Below are 16,835 nucleotides of genomic sequence, written 5' to 3' on the forward strand. Positions count from 1 at the left end.
TGAAGGACAACGATCCGAGAGGGAGGCTCGCGATGCTCGCCGACGAGGCACTCGATGCGGCCGAGATGCAGACCGCCGATGCGACGCCGGTCGATATCGTCGTGATCGGAGCCGGGCAGGCCGGTCTGTCGACCGCCTACTTCCTCACCCGCTTCGGAGTCGCACCCGAGACCGGATTCGTCGTCCTCGACCGCTCGTTCGGCCCCGGCGGTGCATGGCAGGACCGCTGGCCGTCACTGACACTGAGCACCGTCAACGGCGTCCACGACCTGCCCGGCCTCGCGTTCGCGGACGTCGTCGACACCTCCGCGGGTGAGGTTCCGGCAGCATCTGCGGTACCGCAGTACTACGCCGCCTACGAGAAGGAGTTCGACCTTCCCGTCCACCGCCCCACCACCGTGCGGGTCGTGTGCGACCGTGGCGAGCGACTGCGGGTGGAGACCGAATCGGCCGTCTACGCGGCACGCGGCATCATCAACGCGACCGGCACCTGGGAGCGCCCCTTCGTCCCGTGGTATCCCGGCGCCGCACGCTTCACCGGACGCCAACTGCACACCAAGGACTATCGAACGGCCGAGGACTTCACCGGGCAGCACGTACTCGTCGTCGGTGGCGGCATCTCCGCGGTCCAACTCCTCGACGAGATCTCCCGCGTCACCGAGACCACCTGGGTGACGCGACGCGAACCTGCCTGGAGCGAGGAACCTTTCACTGCCGAGCGCGGTCACGCTGCCGTCGCACTCGTGGAGGATCGGGTACGACGCGGACTGCCACCCGGATCGGTCGTCTCCGTCACCGGGCTCCCGCTCACCCCCGCGCTGCGGGCTGCGCGCGAACGCGGCGTGCTGGAGCGGTCCCCGATGTTCTCCGAGATCACCGAGACCGGTGTGCGGTGGAGCGACGGCCGGACACTCGACGTCGATGTCATCCTGTGGTGCACCGGATTCCGGAGTTCCCTCGACCACCTGGCGCCACTGTCGTTGCGTAATGCCGGTGGCGGCATCACGATGGACGGCCGGCTCGCGACCCGCGTCGCGAAGGATCCGCGCATCCATCTCGTCGGCTACGGCCCGTCGGCGTCCACGATCGGGGCGAACCGCGCCGGTCGCGCCGCGGCCCGTGAACTGCTCGACCATCTCACCGGCGAGGTGCCGCAGCAGTGAGCGGGCGGGGCGGATCGGTGCTGCTGGTCGCGCTCGCGACCACCGCCAGCCTCGTCGCATCGGCACCGGCCCTGGTCGACGTCATGCTCCCTCCCCCACCGCCGGCGCCGGTCGCTCCTCCCCCGACGCCGTTGACCACCGACGAACTCACCGCGCGCACCCTGCCGGTCGTCGTGACGATCGACGCGAGCGCGGGATGGACGGGCATGACGGGCACCGGGATCGTGATCACCCCCGACGGCACGGTCGTCACGAACCATCATGTGGTGAGCGGAGCCACCGACATCAGCGCGGTCAGCGGTGCGGACGGCCTGATCTACGACGCGGAGGTCCTCGGCTACGACCGCGAACGCGATCTCGCCGTCCTGCGTCTCGGCACCGCGAGCGACCTCCCGGCCGCCACGATCGCCGAGGACCTGCCGCCGGTGGGGAGCCGGGTCACGGCCTTCGGCAACTCCCAGGGCGGTGGGGTCGTCGTGGCGACCCCCGGCACCATCGTCGAGTTCGACCGCAACGTGGTGGTGCGCGATGCCACGGACGGTTCACGTCACCGCCTCACCGGGATGATCCGCACCGATGCCCCGATCCGGCCGGGTGATTCCGGCGGGCCGCTCGTCGACGAGTACGGAACGGTCGTGGGGATCAACACCGCGGGTGCGGTGCAGCGGAACATCGACACCTCGCCCGACACGACCCCCGAGGCTTACGCCGTGCCCATCACCGAGGCGATCACCGTCGTCGAGCAGGTGCGGACGGGAGTGAGCGAAGGGTCGGTGCACGTGGGCCCGACGCCCCGGCTGGGCGCGAGCGTCACCACCGCCCGCAAGGACGGGCAGGATCTCGGGGCCGAGGTGCTGTGGGTGTCCTACGACAGTCCCGCCTATCACGCCGGTCTCGACGCCGGCGACGTCGTGGTGTCGTTCGACGGGGAGCGCGTCTCGTCGACCGGGGAACTCGAGGAACGTCTGCTCCGTCACCGTCCCGGCGACGTGGTGTCGATCGAGTGGACCACCGAGAACGGTGAAAGGCGTTCCGCCGACATCGTTCTCGAATCCGGACCCGCACGCTGACGGCGACGCTCACGGAAAAATCGGTTGATCGGTCACCCGAGGGGCGAAGACACTTGACCTCGAGTCGCCTCGAGGTCGCAAGATCTCATCGGACCGTCCGACGACCGGGGGAACGCGATGAGCAACCACACCGCATCACCGACGCACCGGCGTCCGCGCCTGGCGCGCGGGCCCGTGCGGCCGTTCGCTCATCCGCAGTACCGCCTGCTGATCCTGGCGCTCGCCGCGGGACTGCTGTCCGTGGGCACCTGGCTCATCGCGGTGGTGTGGCAGGTCGTCGAGATGGGTGGCGGTCCGGCCGAACTGTCCTCGGTCGCAGTGGGGCCTGCCGTGGGCATGCTCCTCGTCGCACTACTCGGGGGCGTGCTCGCCGATCGGATCCCGCAGCGCACCCTGCTCCTCGCGACGTACATCGCACGGGCGGTGATGGTCGCGGTGACGGCTGCGCTCGCCGTGAACGGGTCGATCGCCTTCTGGCATCTCACCGTCGTGGGCTTCGCACTCGGGCTCGCCAACGGCGTCCAGTTCCCGGCCTATTCGGCACTGCTGCCGTCGATCGTCCCGCCACAGGACCTCCTCGCCGCCAACGGTGTCGAGGGCGTGCTCCGGCCCACGCTCATGCAGGCGGCCGGCCCGGCGGCGGCGAGCGCCGTCGTCGCCGCCTCGTCCCCCGCGGTCGCCATGTGCACGGTCGCGCTCCTCGAGGTGGTCGGCGCGCTGTGTATCCTCGCGATGCACCCGACCGCGGTCCGCCGCGACGACACGCAAACCGGCGGATCGAGCGGATTTCGTTCCGTGGTGGACGATCTCGCGGAGGGTGTGCGGTTCACCGTGCGCACGCCGTGGTTGCTCGGAACGCTCCTGTTCGGGTCCGTCGTGGTCTTCTGCGTGCTCGGACCGATCGAGGTGCTGATCCCGTTCGCGATCCGCGAGGCGACCGGGGGCGGGCCGTCGCAGCACGCGATGGTGATGGCCGGTTTCGGCGTCGGTGGGGCTGTCGGGTCGATGACCGTGGCCTCGCTGCGGCTGCCGAGGCGCTATCTCACCGTCCCCCTCCTGATGTGGGGCCTGGGTTGCATCCCCCTCGTCGTCATCGGTGTCTCCGGGTCGGTGCTGATCATGGTCGTGGCCGTGTTCGTCGTCGGCGCCCTGTTCAATGCCGGATCCGTCGTGTGGGGGACCCTGCTGCAACGGCGGGTGCCTGCGCATCTGCTGGGCCGGGTGTCGAGTCTCGACTTCTTCGTCTCGATCGTGTTCATGCCGCTGTCGATGGCCGTGGCCGGGCCGCTGGCCCTCACGGTCGGGCTCGCGCCGACCTTCGCGGTGGCAGGGATCGTGCCGGCCGTCGCTGCCGTGATCGTGATCGTCGCGGCCCGGACGCCGCGCGACGAGATCGACAATCCGCTCGATCTCGTCCCGGTGGACGGGCAGGACGAGGAGATCGTCCCCGCCGAGTGCCGGAGCTGACGAGTGGTTCCGTGGCACGGAGGACCCGCGCCGGAACCCGGCTCCACCTCGACCGGGATACTCGGAGCGTGAGCGCAACACTTCGTATCGACGGCCTGTCGGCCTCCCGCGGGGAACGTGTCCTGTTCGACGGACTCGATCTCACCGTCGCACCGGGCGACGTGATCGGCCTCGTGGGCGCCAACGGCGCCGGGAAATCGACGCTGCTCACGACCCTCGCGGGGGTGGGCGGTGCCGATGTCACCGGCTCGGTGATCCTCAGCCCGCCCGACGCCACGATCGGCTATCTCGCGCAGGAACCCGAGCGGGTGCCGGGCGAGACGATCCTCGGCTTCCTCTCCCGGCGCACCGGTGTCGCCGAGGCCGAACGCGTCATGAACGACGCCGCCGAGCGGCTCGGCGACTCCGGCGAGGACGACTACACCCCGGCCCTCGAACGGTGGCTGGCGCTCGGCGGCGCCGACCTGGCCGAGCGCGCCGAGAAGGTGGTCGACGACCTCGGTCTCGACGTCGGCCTCGACGCCCCGATGACGTCGCTCTCCGGTGGTCAGGCCGCCCGCGCCGGGTTGGCGGCACTGCTGCTCTCGCGCTACGACGTGCTCCTGCTCGACGAACCGACGAACGACCTGGATCTGGCCGGTCTCGAACGACTCGAACGGTTCGTCGACGAGACGCGCACGGCACTGGTGGTCGTCAGCCACGACCGCGAGTTCCTCGCGCGCACCGTGACGGGCATCGTCGAACTCGATCCCGTGCAACAGCAGATCTCGGTCTACGAGGGCGGATACGAGGCGTATCTCGTCGAGCGCGAGGTGGCGCGCCGGCACGCGCGTGAGCAGTACGAGGAGTTCGCCGACACCAAGTCACAGCTCGAGGAACGCGCCCGGATGCAACGCAACTGGCTCGAGCACGGCGTCCGCAACGCGCGCCGCAAGTCCAAGGACAACGACAAGATCGGACGCAAGCACCGCGCGGAGGCCACCGAGAAGCAGGCGGCGAAGGCGCGTCAGACGCAGCGGCGCATCGAGCGGCTCGAGGTCGTCGAGGAGCCGCGCAAGGAATGGGAACTGCGCATGTCCATCGCCGCCGCCCCGCGCAGCGGCACGGTGGTCGCGACCCTCGACGAGGCCGTCGTCCGACGGGGCGACTTCGTCCTCGGTCCGATCACCACGCAGGTCGAGTGGGGCGATCGCATCGTCGTCACCGGCCCGAACGGCGCCGGGAAGTCCACGCTGCTGCGGTTGCTGCTCGGCACGATCGAGCCGGATTCCGGTCGCGCGTCGCGGGGCTCGGGTGTGCTCGTCGGTGAGATCGATCAGGCCCGCAGCCTGTTCGAGGCGGACGAACCGCTGGTCGAGGCGTTCGGGCGCAACGTGCCCGACTGGCCGGACGCCGACGTGCGGACCCTGCTCGCGAAGTTCGCTCTCAAGGGTCACCACGTGCTGCGGACGGCGTCGTCGCTGTCGCCGGGTGAACGCACCCGCGCGGGGCTCGCGCTGCTGCAGGCACGCGGCGTCAATCTGCTGGTGCTCGACGAACCCACCAACCACCTGGACCTGCCGGCGATCGAGCAGCTCGAGCAGGCCGTCGACAGTTTCGAGGGCACTCTGCTGCTGATCACGCACGATCGCCGCATGCTGGAGACCACACGGACGACACGTCGATGGATGATCGACGACGGGAAGTTGAGCGAGGAGTTGCTGTAGATGGGTGGAAGCGTGCGCGTGGACAGCTGGACGTGGTCGGTCCGGTTGTTCAAGACCCGGTCCGCCGCGGCGAGCGCGTGCCGCGCCGGGCACGTCCGCGTCGACGGTGTGACGGCCAAGCCGTCGACGCCGGTGACGATCGGCGCCGAGGTCCGCGTACGCGCGCACGGTACGGAGAAGATCGTCGAGGTCACCCAGCTCGTGAACAAGCGCGTGGGTGCACCGATCGCCGCGACCGCCTACATCGATCACAGTCCCCCGCCTCCGCCGAAGGAGATCCTCGCAGCGCTCCCCCGCCGTGACCGCGGGGCCGGTCGTCCGACGAAGAAGGAACGCCGCGAGCTCGACCGTCTTCGCGGTTTCGACGACGACTGAACGAACTACGCAGCATCGATCCGTCCTCACCGGTTGACAAAGTGTTGGGTTTTCACAACACTTTGTTCCATGAGTCCGGTACGCCGTGGGGAAACTCTCCCCATCTACAACCGCATCCGCGTCCTGCGCGCGGAGCGTGGCATGAGCCGCGCGCAACTGGCCGCGCTCATCGATGTGAACCCGCAGACCGTCGGCGCGCTCGAACGCGGCGACCACTACCCGAGCCTCGATCTGGCCTTCCGTATCTGCGATGTCTTCGGACTGCCGGTCGAAGCCGTCTTCTCCCGTACCGAGTTCACGCCGTTGTCGACCGAGCTGTACAAGCCTCGAAAGGAGGCCTGACGTGTCCACCGCCTCACTGATCGACCGTTACGAGCACTACCGCACCCGCCGGTTCCTCGAGAACGAGAAGCTCACCTCCGGGTGGCTGCCGAACTGGCGCACGCAACATCGCCGTCGCATCCTCGCCGGCACAGTGGTCGCACTCATCGGCGCTATGTTCGTCACCGCCGTCGCGTCGTACTTCACGATCATGGTCTCCCTGGTGTGGCTGCCGGTCGTTCTCGCGTTCCTTCCCGCGTGGACCTGCCTGCAGATCGTGTCGGGGAGACAGTCCGACGCGCCCCGCCACGCCCTCGACGAACGCGAGATCACCGAACGCAACAGCGCTCGTTCGATCGGATTGTCGGTGGCACAGGCGCTTCTGCTGGTCCCCATCTTCGTCCTGCTCTTCGGCGCCTCGATCGACTCCCTCGACCACCAGGCCCTCGCGTACTCGATGGGTGGGTTCGCACTCGCCTCGATCCTGTTCAGCGGTTGCCTGCCCGCCGTTCTGCTCGCCTGGACCCGCCCCGACGACGATCCGGAGGACCTGCTATGACACTGACGATCGACAATCTCTCGAAGCGCTACGGCGACAAGATCGCCCTCGACGGCGTGAGCTTCGAGGTCCGCCCCGGTGAGTTGTTCGGTTTCGTCGGCAGCAACGGCGCCGGCAAGACCACCACTATGCGGATCACCCTCGGCGTCCTGGCCGCCGACTCCGGCGAGGTCCGCATCGACGGGAAGCCGGTCGACCTCGAGATGCGCCGCAACATCGGGTACATGCCCGAGGAACGCGGCCTGTATCCGAAGATGAAGGTCGGCAAGCAGTTGTCCTATCTCGCTCGGCTGCACGGCCTTTCGAAGTCGGAGGCGTCGGAGGCGGTGCAGCGGTGGACCGAGCGGCTCGGCATCGCCGAACGTCTCGGCGACACCGTCGACGCCCTGTCGCTCGGCAACCAGCAGCGCGTACAGCTCGCCGCGGCTCTCGTGCACGACCCGAAGGTCCTCGTCCTCGACGAGCCGTTCTCCGGCCTCGACCCGGTGGCCGTCGACGTCATGAGCGACGTCCTGCTCGAGAAAGCGAAAGAGGGTGTGCCGGTGGTCTTCTCGAGCCACCAGCTCGACCTGGTCCAGCGCCTGTGCGACCGCGTGGGCATCATCGGCGCGGGTCGGATGCGCGCCGTCGGCACCGTCGACGACCTGCGATCCAAGGGCGACGCGCTCCTCGTCGTCCACGCGCCGCAGGCACCCCGAGGCTGGGCGCACGGTCTGCCGGGCGTCACGCACGCCGAGTACGAGGACGAGCGCACCGTACTCACCGTCACCCCCGGCGCCGACGACCAGCTGATCCTCAAGGCGGCCCTGGCCACCGGCCCGGTCCACGAGTTCTCGCTCCGACGTCCGTCCCTGACCGAGCTGTTCCGAGAGGTGGTTTCCGCATGAGCGCCCCGTTGAGCAACGCCCGCGCGGTCGGTCTCGTCGCATCTCGCGAGTTCGTCACGCAGGTCCGGAAGAAGAGCTTCCTGATCAGCAACGCGATCATCCTCGTCGCGATCGTCGTCGGCATCGTCGCCACCTCGGTCCTGTCCGGCGGCGACGACGACCGGCCCACCGTCGGCGTCGTAGGCGCACCCGCGCTGCAGACGACGATCGAATCGCTCGGCGAGACCGTCGGCACTCCGCTCGAGGTCTCCGGCGTTCCCGACGCCGCCACCGCCCGCGAGCAGGTGTCCTCCGGTGATCTCGACGTCGCGCTCGTCCCCGGCGACGGAGCGTCCGTCACGGCGATCACCGAATCGGAACTCGACACCGACGTCCGCGCGGTCGTCGAGGCCGCTGTCGTGCAGCAGGCCCAGGTCGCCGCGCTGACCGACCGTGGCGTCGATCCCGCCGCGGTCGCGGCCGACGTGTCCGCGGCGACCGTGACCGTCGAGGCCCTCGACCCGCCGGATCCCGAACAGGGACAACGCATCATCCTCTCGATCATCGCCGTGGTCCTGCTGTACATGCAGATCCTGATGTTCGGCATGTACGTCGCGATGGGTGTCGTCGAGGAGAAGTCCTCGCGGGTCGTCGAACTGCTGCTGTCCACGCTGCGTCCGCTGCAGTTGCTGTGGGGCAAGATCGTCGGCATCGGCGCGGTCGGGCTCCTGCAACTCACCGCCTACGGTGTGGTCGGTGTCGGCACGGCGCTCGCCACCGACACCCTCACGATCACCGGTACCGCCCTCGGCGTGCTCGCCGGCACCCTCGGCTGGTTCGTGCTCGGCTTCGCGTTCTTCGCCGTCCTCTACGCGGCGGCGGGGTCGATGGTGTCGCGGCAGGAGGACGTCAACTCCACCTCGGGGCCGCTGGTGATGCTGATCCTCGCGATGTTCTTCGCGGCGTTCTCGTCGGTCGACGATCCCGAGGCGGGATGGAGCACCACGCTGAGCTGGATCCCGCCGTTCTCGGCGATCCTCATGCCGCTGCGCATCGCGGCAGGGGTGGCCACGCCGGTGCAGATCGTCGGCACCATCGCGCTGATGGTCGCTGCCATCGCGGTGCTCAGCGTGATCGCCGCGCGCATCTACCAGCGGTCGATCCTGCGCATCGGCCGGACGGTCACGTGGAAGGAAGCGCTCGGCCGATAGCCGATCCCGCAACGAGGGGGAGGATATGTGCGGTGTGTCGCAAGAACACGCACATGTCCTCCCCCTCGTTCGCGCCGTTATAGGTTGACCTCGACGGACGAGGACAGGTGGAGGCGACGTGGCCGGTGGCAGGATCTCGGCGCAGGAGTTCATCGACAAGGTGCTCGACCCGGGAAGCTTCGTCTCCTGGGACGTTCCGCCGATCGATGTCGGGGCGGGCGAGAAGTACCTCGCCGATCTGGAGCGGGCCGCCGAGAAGTCCGGGGTCGACGAATCCGTGCTCACCGGTTCGGGCACCGTCCACGGCCGCCGGGTCGCTCTGATCGTGTGCGAATTCTCCTTCCTCGCAGGCTCGATCGGTGTCGCCGCCGCCGAGCGCATCGTCGCCGCCGTCGAGCGTGCGACCGCCGAGGGACTACCTCTGCTCGCGTCGCCCACCTCGGGTGGCACCCGCATGCAGGAGGGCACCCTCGCCTTCGTGCAGATGGTGAAGATCGCCGCCGCCGTCGCCGCACACAAGGCCGCCCACCTCGGCTATCTCGTGTACCTGCGCAACCCGACGACCGGTGGGGTGTTCGCGTCGTGGGGGTCGCTCGGGCACGTCACCGCCGCCGAACCCGGCGCGCTCGTCGGGTTCCTCGGCCCGCGCGTCTACAAGGCGCTCTACCAGGAGAACTTCCCCGAGGACGTCCAGACCGCGGAGAACCTGTACCGCAAAGGCGTGATCGACGGGGTCGTGCCCATCGGCGGTGTGCGGCAGGTCGTGCACCGGTTGCTGCGCGTACTCGTCGAGGGCAACCGGCCCGAGGTGACGTCGAGTCCGGCGATCACCACCGTCGACGACGTGCCCGACATCCCGGCCTGGCAGTCGGTGATGCTCAGCCGACGGCCCGAACGGCCCGGTATCCGGCAGTTGCTGCGTCACGCCGCCTCCGCGCAGGTCCCCTTGTCCGGGACCGGTGAGGGCGAATCCGATCGCACCGTCCTGCTCTCCCTCGCCCGGTTCCGCGGCGTGTCGTGCGTGATGTTCGGCCAGGACCGCGCGGGACAGTCACCCGAACGCACGATGGGACCGGGAGCACTGCGCGAGGCCCGCCGCGCGATGCGTCTCGCCGACGAACTGCGCCTGCCGCTCGTGCTCGTCATCGACACCCTCGGCGCGTCGCTGTCGAAGGAGGCCGAGGAACGGGGGCTCGCACCCGAGATCGCCCGCTGCCTCGCCGATCTCGTCACTCTGCCCACCCCGACGGTGTCGGTGCTGCTCGGTCAGGGAACCGGAGGCGGCGCGCTCGCCCTGCTGCCCGCCGACCGGGTGCTGTGCGCGCAGCACGGCTGGCTCGCCCCGCTCCCGCCCGAAGGTGCCAGCGCGATCGTGCACCGCGACACCACCCACGCACCCGCCATGGCGCAGGATCAGGGGATCCGCTCCCGCGACCTGCTGCGCAACGGTGTGGTCGACGCGGTCGTCCCGGAGCATCCGGACGCCACCGAGGAACCGGTCTCGTTCGTCAAGCGGATCGGTGCCGCGGTGGCCCGCGAACTCGCGATCCTCACCGAGGAACCCGCGGAGGACCGCTATCGGCGACGGATCGAGCGGTACCGGAAGCTCGGCGTCCCGTCCTGACGCGGCGCGATCCGGATCAGCTCGAACCCGCCACCGCTCCGCCGGCGGCGACGGCGGCCATCATGGCCGCGTTGACGGACGCGACGGCGTCACGCACCGCCTTGGCGGCCCACTCGCCCTGCGCGATCTCCTTCGCCCGCTTCTTCACTGCCCGCTTGTCGGCGTCCGGGAACACCTTCGGAGCCGCATCCGCCGCCGACAGCAGCGCGATCAGCGCCGCGGTGCGTGGCTCCGGGGTCAGGCCGTCGATCAACGCCGCGCGGATCAGGTCGCGGACGCGCTGCTCGTGGGTGGAATCGATCGCGGGCCACTTCTTCGTCGGGAACACGCCGAGGATCTTGCCGCGCTCCTCCGAGACCCAGCCCTGCTCGACGACCCTCGCGAGAACCTTCTCCTGCAGTCCCTTCTGCAGTTTCTCGATGGCCGCCGTCGGCTTCAGCGGCCTGCCCGAGCCGAGACGCTCGACCGCCTCGGCGAGGATCGGATCGGCGGGTCGTGCCTCGGTGCGTATCGCGATCCGCCCCTTCTTCACCTGCTCCCCCTCGGTGTCGACCGCCACCACGTCGTCGAGGGCGAGCTCGAGGAGCACCGCACCCGCGAGAACGCGTGGCAGTTTCACTCCGTCGACGACAGGCTTTCCCGATTCGTCGTCGAGCAGCAGGAGCAGCAGGTCTTCCGCGATCGAGGTCATGCGGCTCAGGGTAGGCACTTCGTCCGTTCGTCGCGTGGTTGTGTCCGTCCGACGCAGACCTGCAGCCACCCCCTTGCAGGTCACATAGAGTGGTTCGGGCCACAACCGCCGTCGAGGAAGGACACGAACGATGGGCTCGTACGAGGAGGCGTTCCGCCGGAGCACCGAGGATCCGGAGGGATTCTGGCTCGAGGCCGCCCGCGCGGTCGAGTGGGAGAGCGCGCCGACGCGAGCCCTCGACGACTCGGCGGCACCGTCGTACAAGTGGTTCCCGGACGGCACCCTGAACACCAGCGTCAACGCACTCGACCGGCACGTGGACGCCGGGAGCGGCGACCGCCCGGCCCTGATCTGGGATTCGGCGATGGTCCCGGCCAAGCGCACCTACACCTACGCCGAACTGCTCGACGAGGTCGCGAAGTTCGCCGGTGTGCTGCGCGACCAGGGTGTCGCGGCCGGCGACCGCGTGATCGTCTACATGCCGATGATCCCCGAGGCTGCGATCGCGATGCTCGCCTGCGCCCGCATCGGGGCGGTGCACTCGGTGGTGTTCGGCGGGTTCGCCGCGAAGGAACTCGCGACCCGCATCGACGACGCCACGCCGGTCGTACTGGTCACTGCTTCCGGTGGTCTCGAACCCGGCCGCACCGTCGAGTACCTGCCGATCGTCGAGCAGGCGATCGGTCTGTCGCCGACCCCGCCGCACACCGTGATCGTGAAGAACCGCGAGCAGATCCCCGGCTCGGCGGCCGACTACCAGACGTCCTCGGCGGCGTGGTTCGACTGGGACGAACTGTGCGCCGACGCGTCCCCCGCCGAGCCCGTGACGGTCGCGGCGACCGACCCGCTCTACATCCTCTACACCTCCGGCACCACGGGGAAGCCCAAGGGCGTGGTCCGCGACAACGGTGGGCACGCTGTGGCCCTGACCTGGTCGATGCACAACATCTACGACATCGATCCGGGCGACGTGTGGTGGACCGCCTCCGATGTGGGCTGGGTGGTCGGCCACTCCTACATCGTCTACGGCCCGCTGCTGGTCGGGGCGACGACGGTGATGTACGAGGGCAAGCCCGTCGGCACCCCCGATGCGGGTGCGTTCTGGCGGATCATCGCCGAGAACGGCGTCAAGGCCCTGTTCACCGCTCCCACGGCGATTCGCGCTGTGCGCAAGGCGGATCCGAACGCCGAGGAACTGAAGAAGTACCCCATCGACTCGCTGCAGACGCTCTTCGCTGCCGGTGAGCGCCTCGACCCCGACACCTACCACTGGGCGACGAAGGTGCTCGACCGCCCGGTGGTCGACCACTGGTGGCAGACCGAGACGGGCTGGGCGATCGCGGCGAATCTGCGCGGGCTCGAGGCGATGCCGCTCAAGGCCGGCTCCCCCACCGTTCCCGTGCCGGGCTACCGGGTCGAGATCGTCGACGGAGAGGGCAAGCCCGTCGATCCGAACACCGAGGGCAACATCGTCATCCGCCTGCCGTTGCCGCCGGGCACGCTGGCCGGCCTGTGGCAGGACGACGACCGGTACCGCCGGTCGTACCTCGACACCTTCCCCGGTTACTACCTCACCGGCGATTCGGGCTACGTCGACGAGGACGGCTACGTCTTCGTCCTCGGCCGGTCGGACGACGTGATCAACGTTGCCGGGCACCGGCTCTCGACCGGCAGCATGGAGGCCGTGGTGGCTTCGCATCCCGCCGTCGCCGAATGCGCCGTGGTGGGCATCCGCGACGAACTGAAGGGCCAGCGCCCCTCGGGTTACGTGGTGCTCAAGGCCGGTGTGGAGATCGAGCCCGAGACCCTGCGTCAGGAACTCGTCACGATGGTCCGCGACCAGATCGGTGCGGTCGCGACCTTCCGCGACGTGACCGTGGTCCAGGCCCTGCCGAAGACGCGCTCCGGCAAGATCCTCCGCAAGACCATGCGGCAGATCGCCGACCACGAGGAGTACACCGTGCCGTCGACGATCGAGGACCCGGCCGTGCTCGACGCGCTGAAGGAACAGCTCGGCGGCTGATCGAACCCCGCACGGATCGGGCGGACGGAGACCTCGTCTCCGTCCGCCCGATCCGTTTTCGTGTCACTTCCTCCGTCTGCGCCTCACGAGCACCAGCACGAGCACGGCTGCGACGACCCCGCCGGCCACTGCGATCAGATCGGGCCGGTTGCGGATCTCCTCGGCACGTTCGGCCGCGGACTGCTTGACCCGGGTAGGGACGTCGAGCCGGTCGGTGAGTTCACCGACGGTCGCGGCGAGTTCGGCCCGTTGACGTTCGATGTCGGTCACCTCGTCCGGACGACCACCGTTGTCGGATGCGGTCACTTCGTTGCTCCCTTCGCGGCGTCGATGTCGGCGCGGACACTGGCGGCCGTGCGTTCCGGCACGGGCGGTGCGGCGTTCTTCGCCTTCGAGGCCCCGACCGCGGCGAGGATGCCCCCGATGGCGAGCACCACGAGCGCGACGATGAGGGCCGCGAGCCACGGTTCGACGGCCGTGGCGAGGCCGAGTACGGCCGTCGCGATCAGTGTCGCCAGACCGAGGAAGAGCAGGATCGCTCCCGCACCCGAGATCCCCACGCCCACACCGATGCGGGTGCCCTTGGACTTGACCTCCTCGAGCGCGTGCGAGACCTCGGTCCGCACCAGGGTCGAGACCTGTTCGGTGAGTCGCTCGGTGAGCTCGACCGTGGACAGGTTCTTCGGTTGTTCGGCCACGGGACGCGAGTTACCGGCGGGGGTCGTCGTCATCTCGGATTCCTTTCCGTCGTGGGTCCGGGAGGGCCCACGGAGTCGGTCGCCTCCCCTGAGGAGCCGTCTGTGCTGTGGGCTTCACGCAGCTTCCGCCCGTGCTCGACGAGCTCCTCCAGCTTGGCTGCGTTCTTCTCGCTGACGCGCGAATCACGTTCGGGCAGTTGCAGTGTCTTCTCGGCAGGCATACCGGCCTGCAGCTGCCGGCCGCGTTCCATCTCGGCGTCGAACTCGGCACCGAACAACAGGGCCAGGTTGGTGATCCACAACCACAGCAGGAAGATCACCGCGCCCGCGAGGGAGCCGTAGGTCTTGTTGTAGCTGCCGAAATTCGAGACGTAGAAGGCGAATCCCACCGAGGCCACGATCCACACGAGGATCGCGATGAGCGATCCCAGGCTGACCCAACGGAACTTCGGCTGGGACACGTTGGGCGTCGCGTAGTACAGCACCGCGACGATCATGACCACCAGTGCGAGCATCACGGGCCACTTGACGATGTTCCACACCGTCACGGCGGTGTCGCCGAGGCCGATGACGTCGCCGATCGTGCGTGCGACCGGACCGCTGATCACGAGCATCAGGGCGGTCGCACCGGCGGCCACCAGGGCCACAGCGGTGATCAGCAGCATCAGCGGGCGCAGTTTCCAGACGGGCCGGCCCTCTTCGATCTCGTAGATCCGGTTCATGGCGCGGCCGAAGGCGCCGACATATCCCGAGGCCGACCACAGCGCGCCGAGAATACCGACGACCAGGGCGAATCCGGCCGTCGGTGCGGACACGAGCTGTTCGATCGGGCCCCGGAGAGTGTCGACGGCGGAGGACGGGCCGAGGTCCTCGACTATGCCGAGCACGGTGTCGACCGTCGTCTGTCCCTGGCCGAACACGCCGAGCAACGAGACCACGACGAGCAGCGCGGGGAACAGCGACAGGACGGCGTAGTACGTCAGCGCCGCGGCGAGATCGGTGCACTGATCCCGGCTGAACTCTCGAATCGTCCTGCGCAGCACGTACTTCCACGACGGCTTGGACAGATCGGTCGGTGAGTCGGGTTTGCGCGGGTCGTCGGGGGCGAGGGTGGCACCCGACGATCCGTCACCTCTGTGCTCGGCGTCCATACTGCGGCGGGTACCCCACCTCACTCGTAGACCAAACTCACAGGCGCACGTGTACCGAACTCCCGCCGGGGCGGGGGCACGGCCGTACGATTCGGCTCATGGCCGACACCCCACTCGAAGGTTCCGCCGACGGTTTCGCGGACATCGCCTCGCAGCTCGACTACCCGATGTTCATCGTCACCGCATTCGACGGTGAGGAACGCAGCGGTTGCCTGATCGGCTTCGCGACCCAGTCCGCGATCGATCCGGCCCGCTTCCTGGTGGCGTTGTCGAACAAGAACCGGACCTACCGGGTGGCATCGAAGGCGAAACACCTCGCCGTGCACGTCCTGACCCCGGACGACCGCGAACTGGCAGCGCTGTTCGGTGAGCACACCGGCGACGACATCGACAAGTTCGACCGCTGCGCGTGGCGCGAGGGACCCCACGGCCTGCCCGTGCTGGACGGTCCGCGCGCGTGGTTCGTCGGCCGGATCCTCGAGACGTTCACGACCGGTGACCACGGCGGTTTCCTCCTCGAACCCGAACGCGGTGAGCTCCGCGGCGACCTGGACCGCCTCATGACCTTCAAGTCCGTGGGCGATCTCGACGCCGGGCACGGCGCGTGACGTGCATCCGGCGGGCGGGAGTGGTCTGATCGGCGACATGCGACGACTCGACGGCACCGATGCGGCGCAGCACGTGGACGACACGGCGCTGCGCGCTCTCTACGCCTACCCCGACGGCCTGTCCCGGCCGTGGATGCGGATCAACTTCGTGTCCTCCCTCGACGGAGCCGTGGCGGTCGAGGGACGATCCGGCGCCCTCGGCTCGCCCGCCGACAAGAAGGTCTTCGGGCTGCTGCGCGAACTCGCCGACGTGATCCTCGTGGGCGCGGGCACCGTGCGGGCCGAGAACTACGGCGGCGCCCGGACCGGCGAGGCCCTGCGTGCGCGCCGCGAGGAGGCCGGACTCGCTCCGATACCGCCGATCGCGGTGGTGACGGCCTCGTGCGACCTGCCGCCCGACCTGCGGCTGTTCACGGACACGACGATCCCGCCCGTGGTCTTCACGACCGCACGGGCCCCCGAGACCGCCCGGCGCGCGGTCGAGGCCGCCGGAGGCGACGTCCGCGTCATCGCCGACGCGGTGATCGACGGGCCCTCTCTGCTCGCGGCGATCGGCGAGGCCGGATGGCTCCGGGTGCTGTGCGAGGGCGGACCGAATCTGTTCGGCCGCATGATCGAGGACGGCGTCGTCGACGAACTGTGCCTGACCTGGGCTCCGGTCCTGGCCGCCGGCAACGCCGCGCGTATCGCGCACTCGCCGACGGCCGCTCTGACACCCCTGCGACGTGCGCACCTCGTGTGTGACGACGACGGCACCCTGCTCACCCGCTGGGTGCGACCCGATGCTCTGGAAGGAGACACGCATGGCCGATGACGACGTGGTGGAGGGGACGGACACCTCCGACGAGTTGATCGAGCAGCTGGCTCAGCTCGCCTCCGACAAGGAGCTGACGCTCGGCTGCGCGGAGTCGCTCACCGCGGGCACGCTCGCAGCCCGCCTGGGTGCCGCGAAGGGCAGCTCCGACTGGTTCCGCGGCGGCATCGTCGCGTACTCGCGCGAGGTCAAGTACGGCCTGCTCGAGGTTCCGGAGGGCCCCGTCGTGTCCGAGAGCGCGGCCCGCACGATGGCGGAGAGCACCTCCCGCCTCTTGGGCGCGGACATCGTCGTCGCCGTGAGCGGCGCCGGTGGACCGGACCCGCAGGACGGCCGCCCGCCGGGCACGGTCTGCTTCGCGACGACCGGTCCGGACGGCACCCGCAGCGAGGAGCAGCGCTTCGACGGTGACCCCCAGGATGTGCTCGCGAAGACGGTGCGTCATGCCCTGTCGTTGCTCGTCGAGCGCGCGTCCGCCTGAAAATCGG

At 69.3% G+C, this 16,835-nt stretch carries 18 protein-coding genes; 14 read left to right on the plus strand and 4 right to left on the minus strand.

All coding sequences use genetic code 11. The annotated features are described in order from the left end of the window. The first annotated feature begins 32 nt into the window (after positions 1–32). From B9C99_RS10605 to B9C99_RS10650, 10 genes are all read left to right on the plus strand, one after another. On the plus strand, positions 33–1,163 hold the full coding sequence (locus tag B9C99_RS10605) for an NAD(P)-binding domain-containing protein (RefSeq protein WP_172414918.1): 1,131 nt from the start codon (positions 33–35) through the stop codon (positions 1,161–1,163). Next, positions 1,160–2,233 (plus strand): trypsin-like peptidase domain-containing protein, encoded by a 1,074-nt coding sequence (locus B9C99_RS10610; protein ID WP_088897792.1) that lies wholly within the window; start codon positions 1,160–1,162, stop codon positions 2,231–2,233. The genes B9C99_RS10605 and B9C99_RS10610 overlap by 4 nt, the downstream gene beginning before the upstream one ends. Positions 2,234–2,350: 117 nt before the next feature. After that, entirely contained in the window at positions 2,351–3,700 is a 1,350-nt protein-coding gene (locus B9C99_RS10615) for an MFS transporter (RefSeq protein WP_088897793.1), read from the plus strand. Between the two features lie 68 nt (positions 3,701–3,768). Then, on the plus strand, positions 3,769–5,406 hold the full coding sequence (locus B9C99_RS10620; protein ID WP_088897794.1) for an ABC-F family ATP-binding cassette domain-containing protein: 1,638 nt from the start codon (positions 3,769–3,771) through the stop codon (positions 5,404–5,406). Continuing rightward, entirely contained in the window at positions 5,407–5,781 is a 375-nt protein-coding gene (locus B9C99_RS10625; protein WP_016694983.1) for a S4 domain-containing protein, read from the plus strand. A 69-nt stretch (positions 5,782–5,850) separates the two neighbouring features. After that, positions 5,851–6,123 (plus strand): helix-turn-helix transcriptional regulator, encoded by a 273-nt coding sequence (locus B9C99_RS10630; protein ID WP_016934131.1) that lies wholly within the window; start codon positions 5,851–5,853, stop codon positions 6,121–6,123. A 1-nt stretch (position 6,124) separates the two neighbouring features. After that, on the plus strand, positions 6,125–6,661 hold the full coding sequence (locus tag B9C99_RS10635) for a hypothetical protein (protein WP_088897795.1): 537 nt from the start codon (positions 6,125–6,127) through the stop codon (positions 6,659–6,661). Then, positions 6,658–7,548 carry an ABC transporter ATP-binding protein gene (locus B9C99_RS10640; protein ID WP_088897796.1) on the plus strand — a complete coding sequence of 297 codons (891 nt, stop codon included), beginning with the start codon at positions 6,658–6,660 and terminating at the stop codon, positions 7,546–7,548. Before B9C99_RS10635 ends, B9C99_RS10640 begins: the two co-directional genes overlap by 4 nt. Then, entirely contained in the window at positions 7,545–8,738 is a 1,194-nt protein-coding gene (locus tag B9C99_RS10645; RefSeq protein ID WP_088897797.1) for an ABC transporter permease, read from the plus strand. Before B9C99_RS10640 ends, B9C99_RS10645 begins: the two co-directional genes overlap by 4 nt. Before the next feature lie 118 nt (positions 8,739–8,856). Next, a complete protein-coding gene (locus B9C99_RS10650) occupies positions 8,857–10,362 on the plus strand; it encodes a carboxyl transferase domain-containing protein (protein ID WP_088897798.1) in 1,506 nt (501 codons plus the stop codon). 16 nt (positions 10,363–10,378) lie between these two features. Here B9C99_RS10650 and B9C99_RS10655 read toward each other — a convergent pair whose 3' ends face one another. Next, positions 10,379–11,053: a GPP34 family phosphoprotein gene (locus B9C99_RS10655; protein ID WP_088897799.1), complete on the minus strand. Its 675-nt coding sequence runs from the start codon at positions 11,051–11,053 to the stop codon at positions 10,379–10,381. 130 nt (positions 11,054–11,183) lie between these two features. Here B9C99_RS10655 and B9C99_RS10660 point away from each other — a divergent pair, with 130 nt between their 5' ends. Further along, the gene (locus tag B9C99_RS10660) at positions 11,184–13,076 is read left to right on the plus strand and encodes a propionyl-CoA synthetase (protein WP_088897800.1); all 1,893 of its coding nucleotides are present in this window, start codon (positions 11,184–11,186) and stop codon (positions 13,074–13,076) included. A gap of 63 nt (positions 13,077–13,139) precedes the next feature. On the opposite strand, the gene B9C99_RS10665 is transcribed toward B9C99_RS10660, so the two are convergent. The 3 genes from B9C99_RS10665 to B9C99_RS10675 are packed head-to-tail and all read right to left on the minus strand — an operon-like array spanning position 13,140 to position 14,925. Continuing rightward, positions 13,140–13,382, minus strand: a complete 243-nt coding sequence (locus B9C99_RS10665; RefSeq protein WP_059381782.1) for a DUF3618 domain-containing protein — start codon at positions 13,380–13,382, stop codon at positions 13,140–13,142. Continuing rightward, complete coding sequence (locus tag B9C99_RS10670) at positions 13,379–13,807, minus strand: phage holin family protein (protein WP_016694492.1); 429 nt, start codon at positions 13,805–13,807, stop codon at positions 13,379–13,381. The genes B9C99_RS10665 and B9C99_RS10670 overlap by 4 nt, the downstream gene beginning before the upstream one ends. After that, on the minus strand, positions 13,804–14,925 hold the full coding sequence (locus B9C99_RS10675) for a YihY/virulence factor BrkB family protein (protein ID WP_088897801.1): 1,122 nt from the start codon (positions 14,923–14,925) through the stop codon (positions 13,804–13,806). The genes B9C99_RS10670 and B9C99_RS10675 overlap by 4 nt, the downstream gene beginning before the upstream one ends. A 98-nt stretch (positions 14,926–15,023) precedes the next feature. Between B9C99_RS10675 and B9C99_RS10680 the strand changes: the two genes are divergently transcribed. From B9C99_RS10680 to B9C99_RS10690, 3 genes are read left to right on the plus strand one after another with little or no spacing between them, the layout of a single operon-like run. Next, positions 15,024–15,533 (plus strand): flavin reductase family protein, encoded by a 510-nt coding sequence (locus tag B9C99_RS10680; RefSeq protein WP_016694490.1) that lies wholly within the window; start codon positions 15,024–15,026, stop codon positions 15,531–15,533. A gap of 37 nt (positions 15,534–15,570) precedes the next feature. Continuing rightward, a complete protein-coding gene (locus tag B9C99_RS10685; protein WP_037191438.1) occupies positions 15,571–16,347 on the plus strand; it encodes a pyrimidine reductase family protein in 777 nt (258 codons plus the stop codon). Then, entirely contained in the window at positions 16,337–16,828 is a 492-nt protein-coding gene (locus B9C99_RS10690) for a CinA family protein (protein WP_016694488.1), read from the plus strand. Before B9C99_RS10685 ends, B9C99_RS10690 begins: the two co-directional genes overlap by 11 nt. The last annotated feature ends 7 nt before the right edge of the window (positions 16,829–16,835 follow it).

The organism is Rhodococcus sp. BUPNP1 (assembly GCF_002215235.1).
Taxonomy (GTDB): Bacteria; Actinomycetota; Actinomycetes; order Mycobacteriales; family Mycobacteriaceae; genus Rhodococcus.

What these genes read in the sequence shown, in the direction of transcription:
- B9C99_RS10680 (WP_016694490.1), top strand. Translation starts at nt 15,024, where the DNA reads ATGGCCGACACCCCACTCGAAGGTTCCGCCGACGGTTTCGCGGACATC.
- B9C99_RS10675 (WP_088897801.1), bottom strand. Translation starts at nt 14,925, where the DNA reads ATGGACGCCGAGCACAGAGGTGACGGATCGTCGGGTGCCACCCTCGCC.
- B9C99_RS10625 (WP_016694983.1), top strand. Translation starts at nt 5,407, where the DNA reads ATGGGTGGAAGCGTGCGCGTGGACAGCTGGACGTGGTCGGTCCGGTTG.
- B9C99_RS10615 (WP_088897793.1), top strand. Translation starts at nt 2,351, where the DNA reads ATGAGCAACCACACCGCATCACCGACGCACCGGCGTCCGCGCCTGGCG.
- B9C99_RS10655 (WP_088897799.1), bottom strand. Translation starts at nt 11,053, where the DNA reads ATGACCTCGATCGCGGAAGACCTGCTGCTCCTGCTGCTCGACGACGAA.
- B9C99_RS10690 (WP_016694488.1), top strand. Translation starts at nt 16,337, where the DNA reads ATGGCCGATGACGACGTGGTGGAGGGGACGGACACCTCCGACGAGTTG.
- B9C99_RS10670 (WP_016694492.1), bottom strand. Translation starts at nt 13,807, where the DNA reads ATGACGACGACCCCCGCCGGTAACTCGCGTCCCGTGGCCGAACAACCG.
- B9C99_RS10645 (WP_088897797.1), top strand. Translation starts at nt 7,545, where the DNA reads ATGAGCGCCCCGTTGAGCAACGCCCGCGCGGTCGGTCTCGTCGCATCT.
- B9C99_RS10660 (WP_088897800.1), top strand. Translation starts at nt 11,184, where the DNA reads ATGGGCTCGTACGAGGAGGCGTTCCGCCGGAGCACCGAGGATCCGGAG.
- B9C99_RS10685 (WP_037191438.1), top strand. Translation starts at nt 15,571, where the DNA reads ATGCGACGACTCGACGGCACCGATGCGGCGCAGCACGTGGACGACACG.
- B9C99_RS10630 (WP_016934131.1), top strand. Translation starts at nt 5,851, where the DNA reads ATGAGTCCGGTACGCCGTGGGGAAACTCTCCCCATCTACAACCGCATC.
- B9C99_RS10605 (WP_172414918.1), top strand. Translation starts at nt 33, where the DNA reads ATGCTCGCCGACGAGGCACTCGATGCGGCCGAGATGCAGACCGCCGAT.
- B9C99_RS10640 (WP_088897796.1), top strand. Translation starts at nt 6,658, where the DNA reads ATGACACTGACGATCGACAATCTCTCGAAGCGCTACGGCGACAAGATC.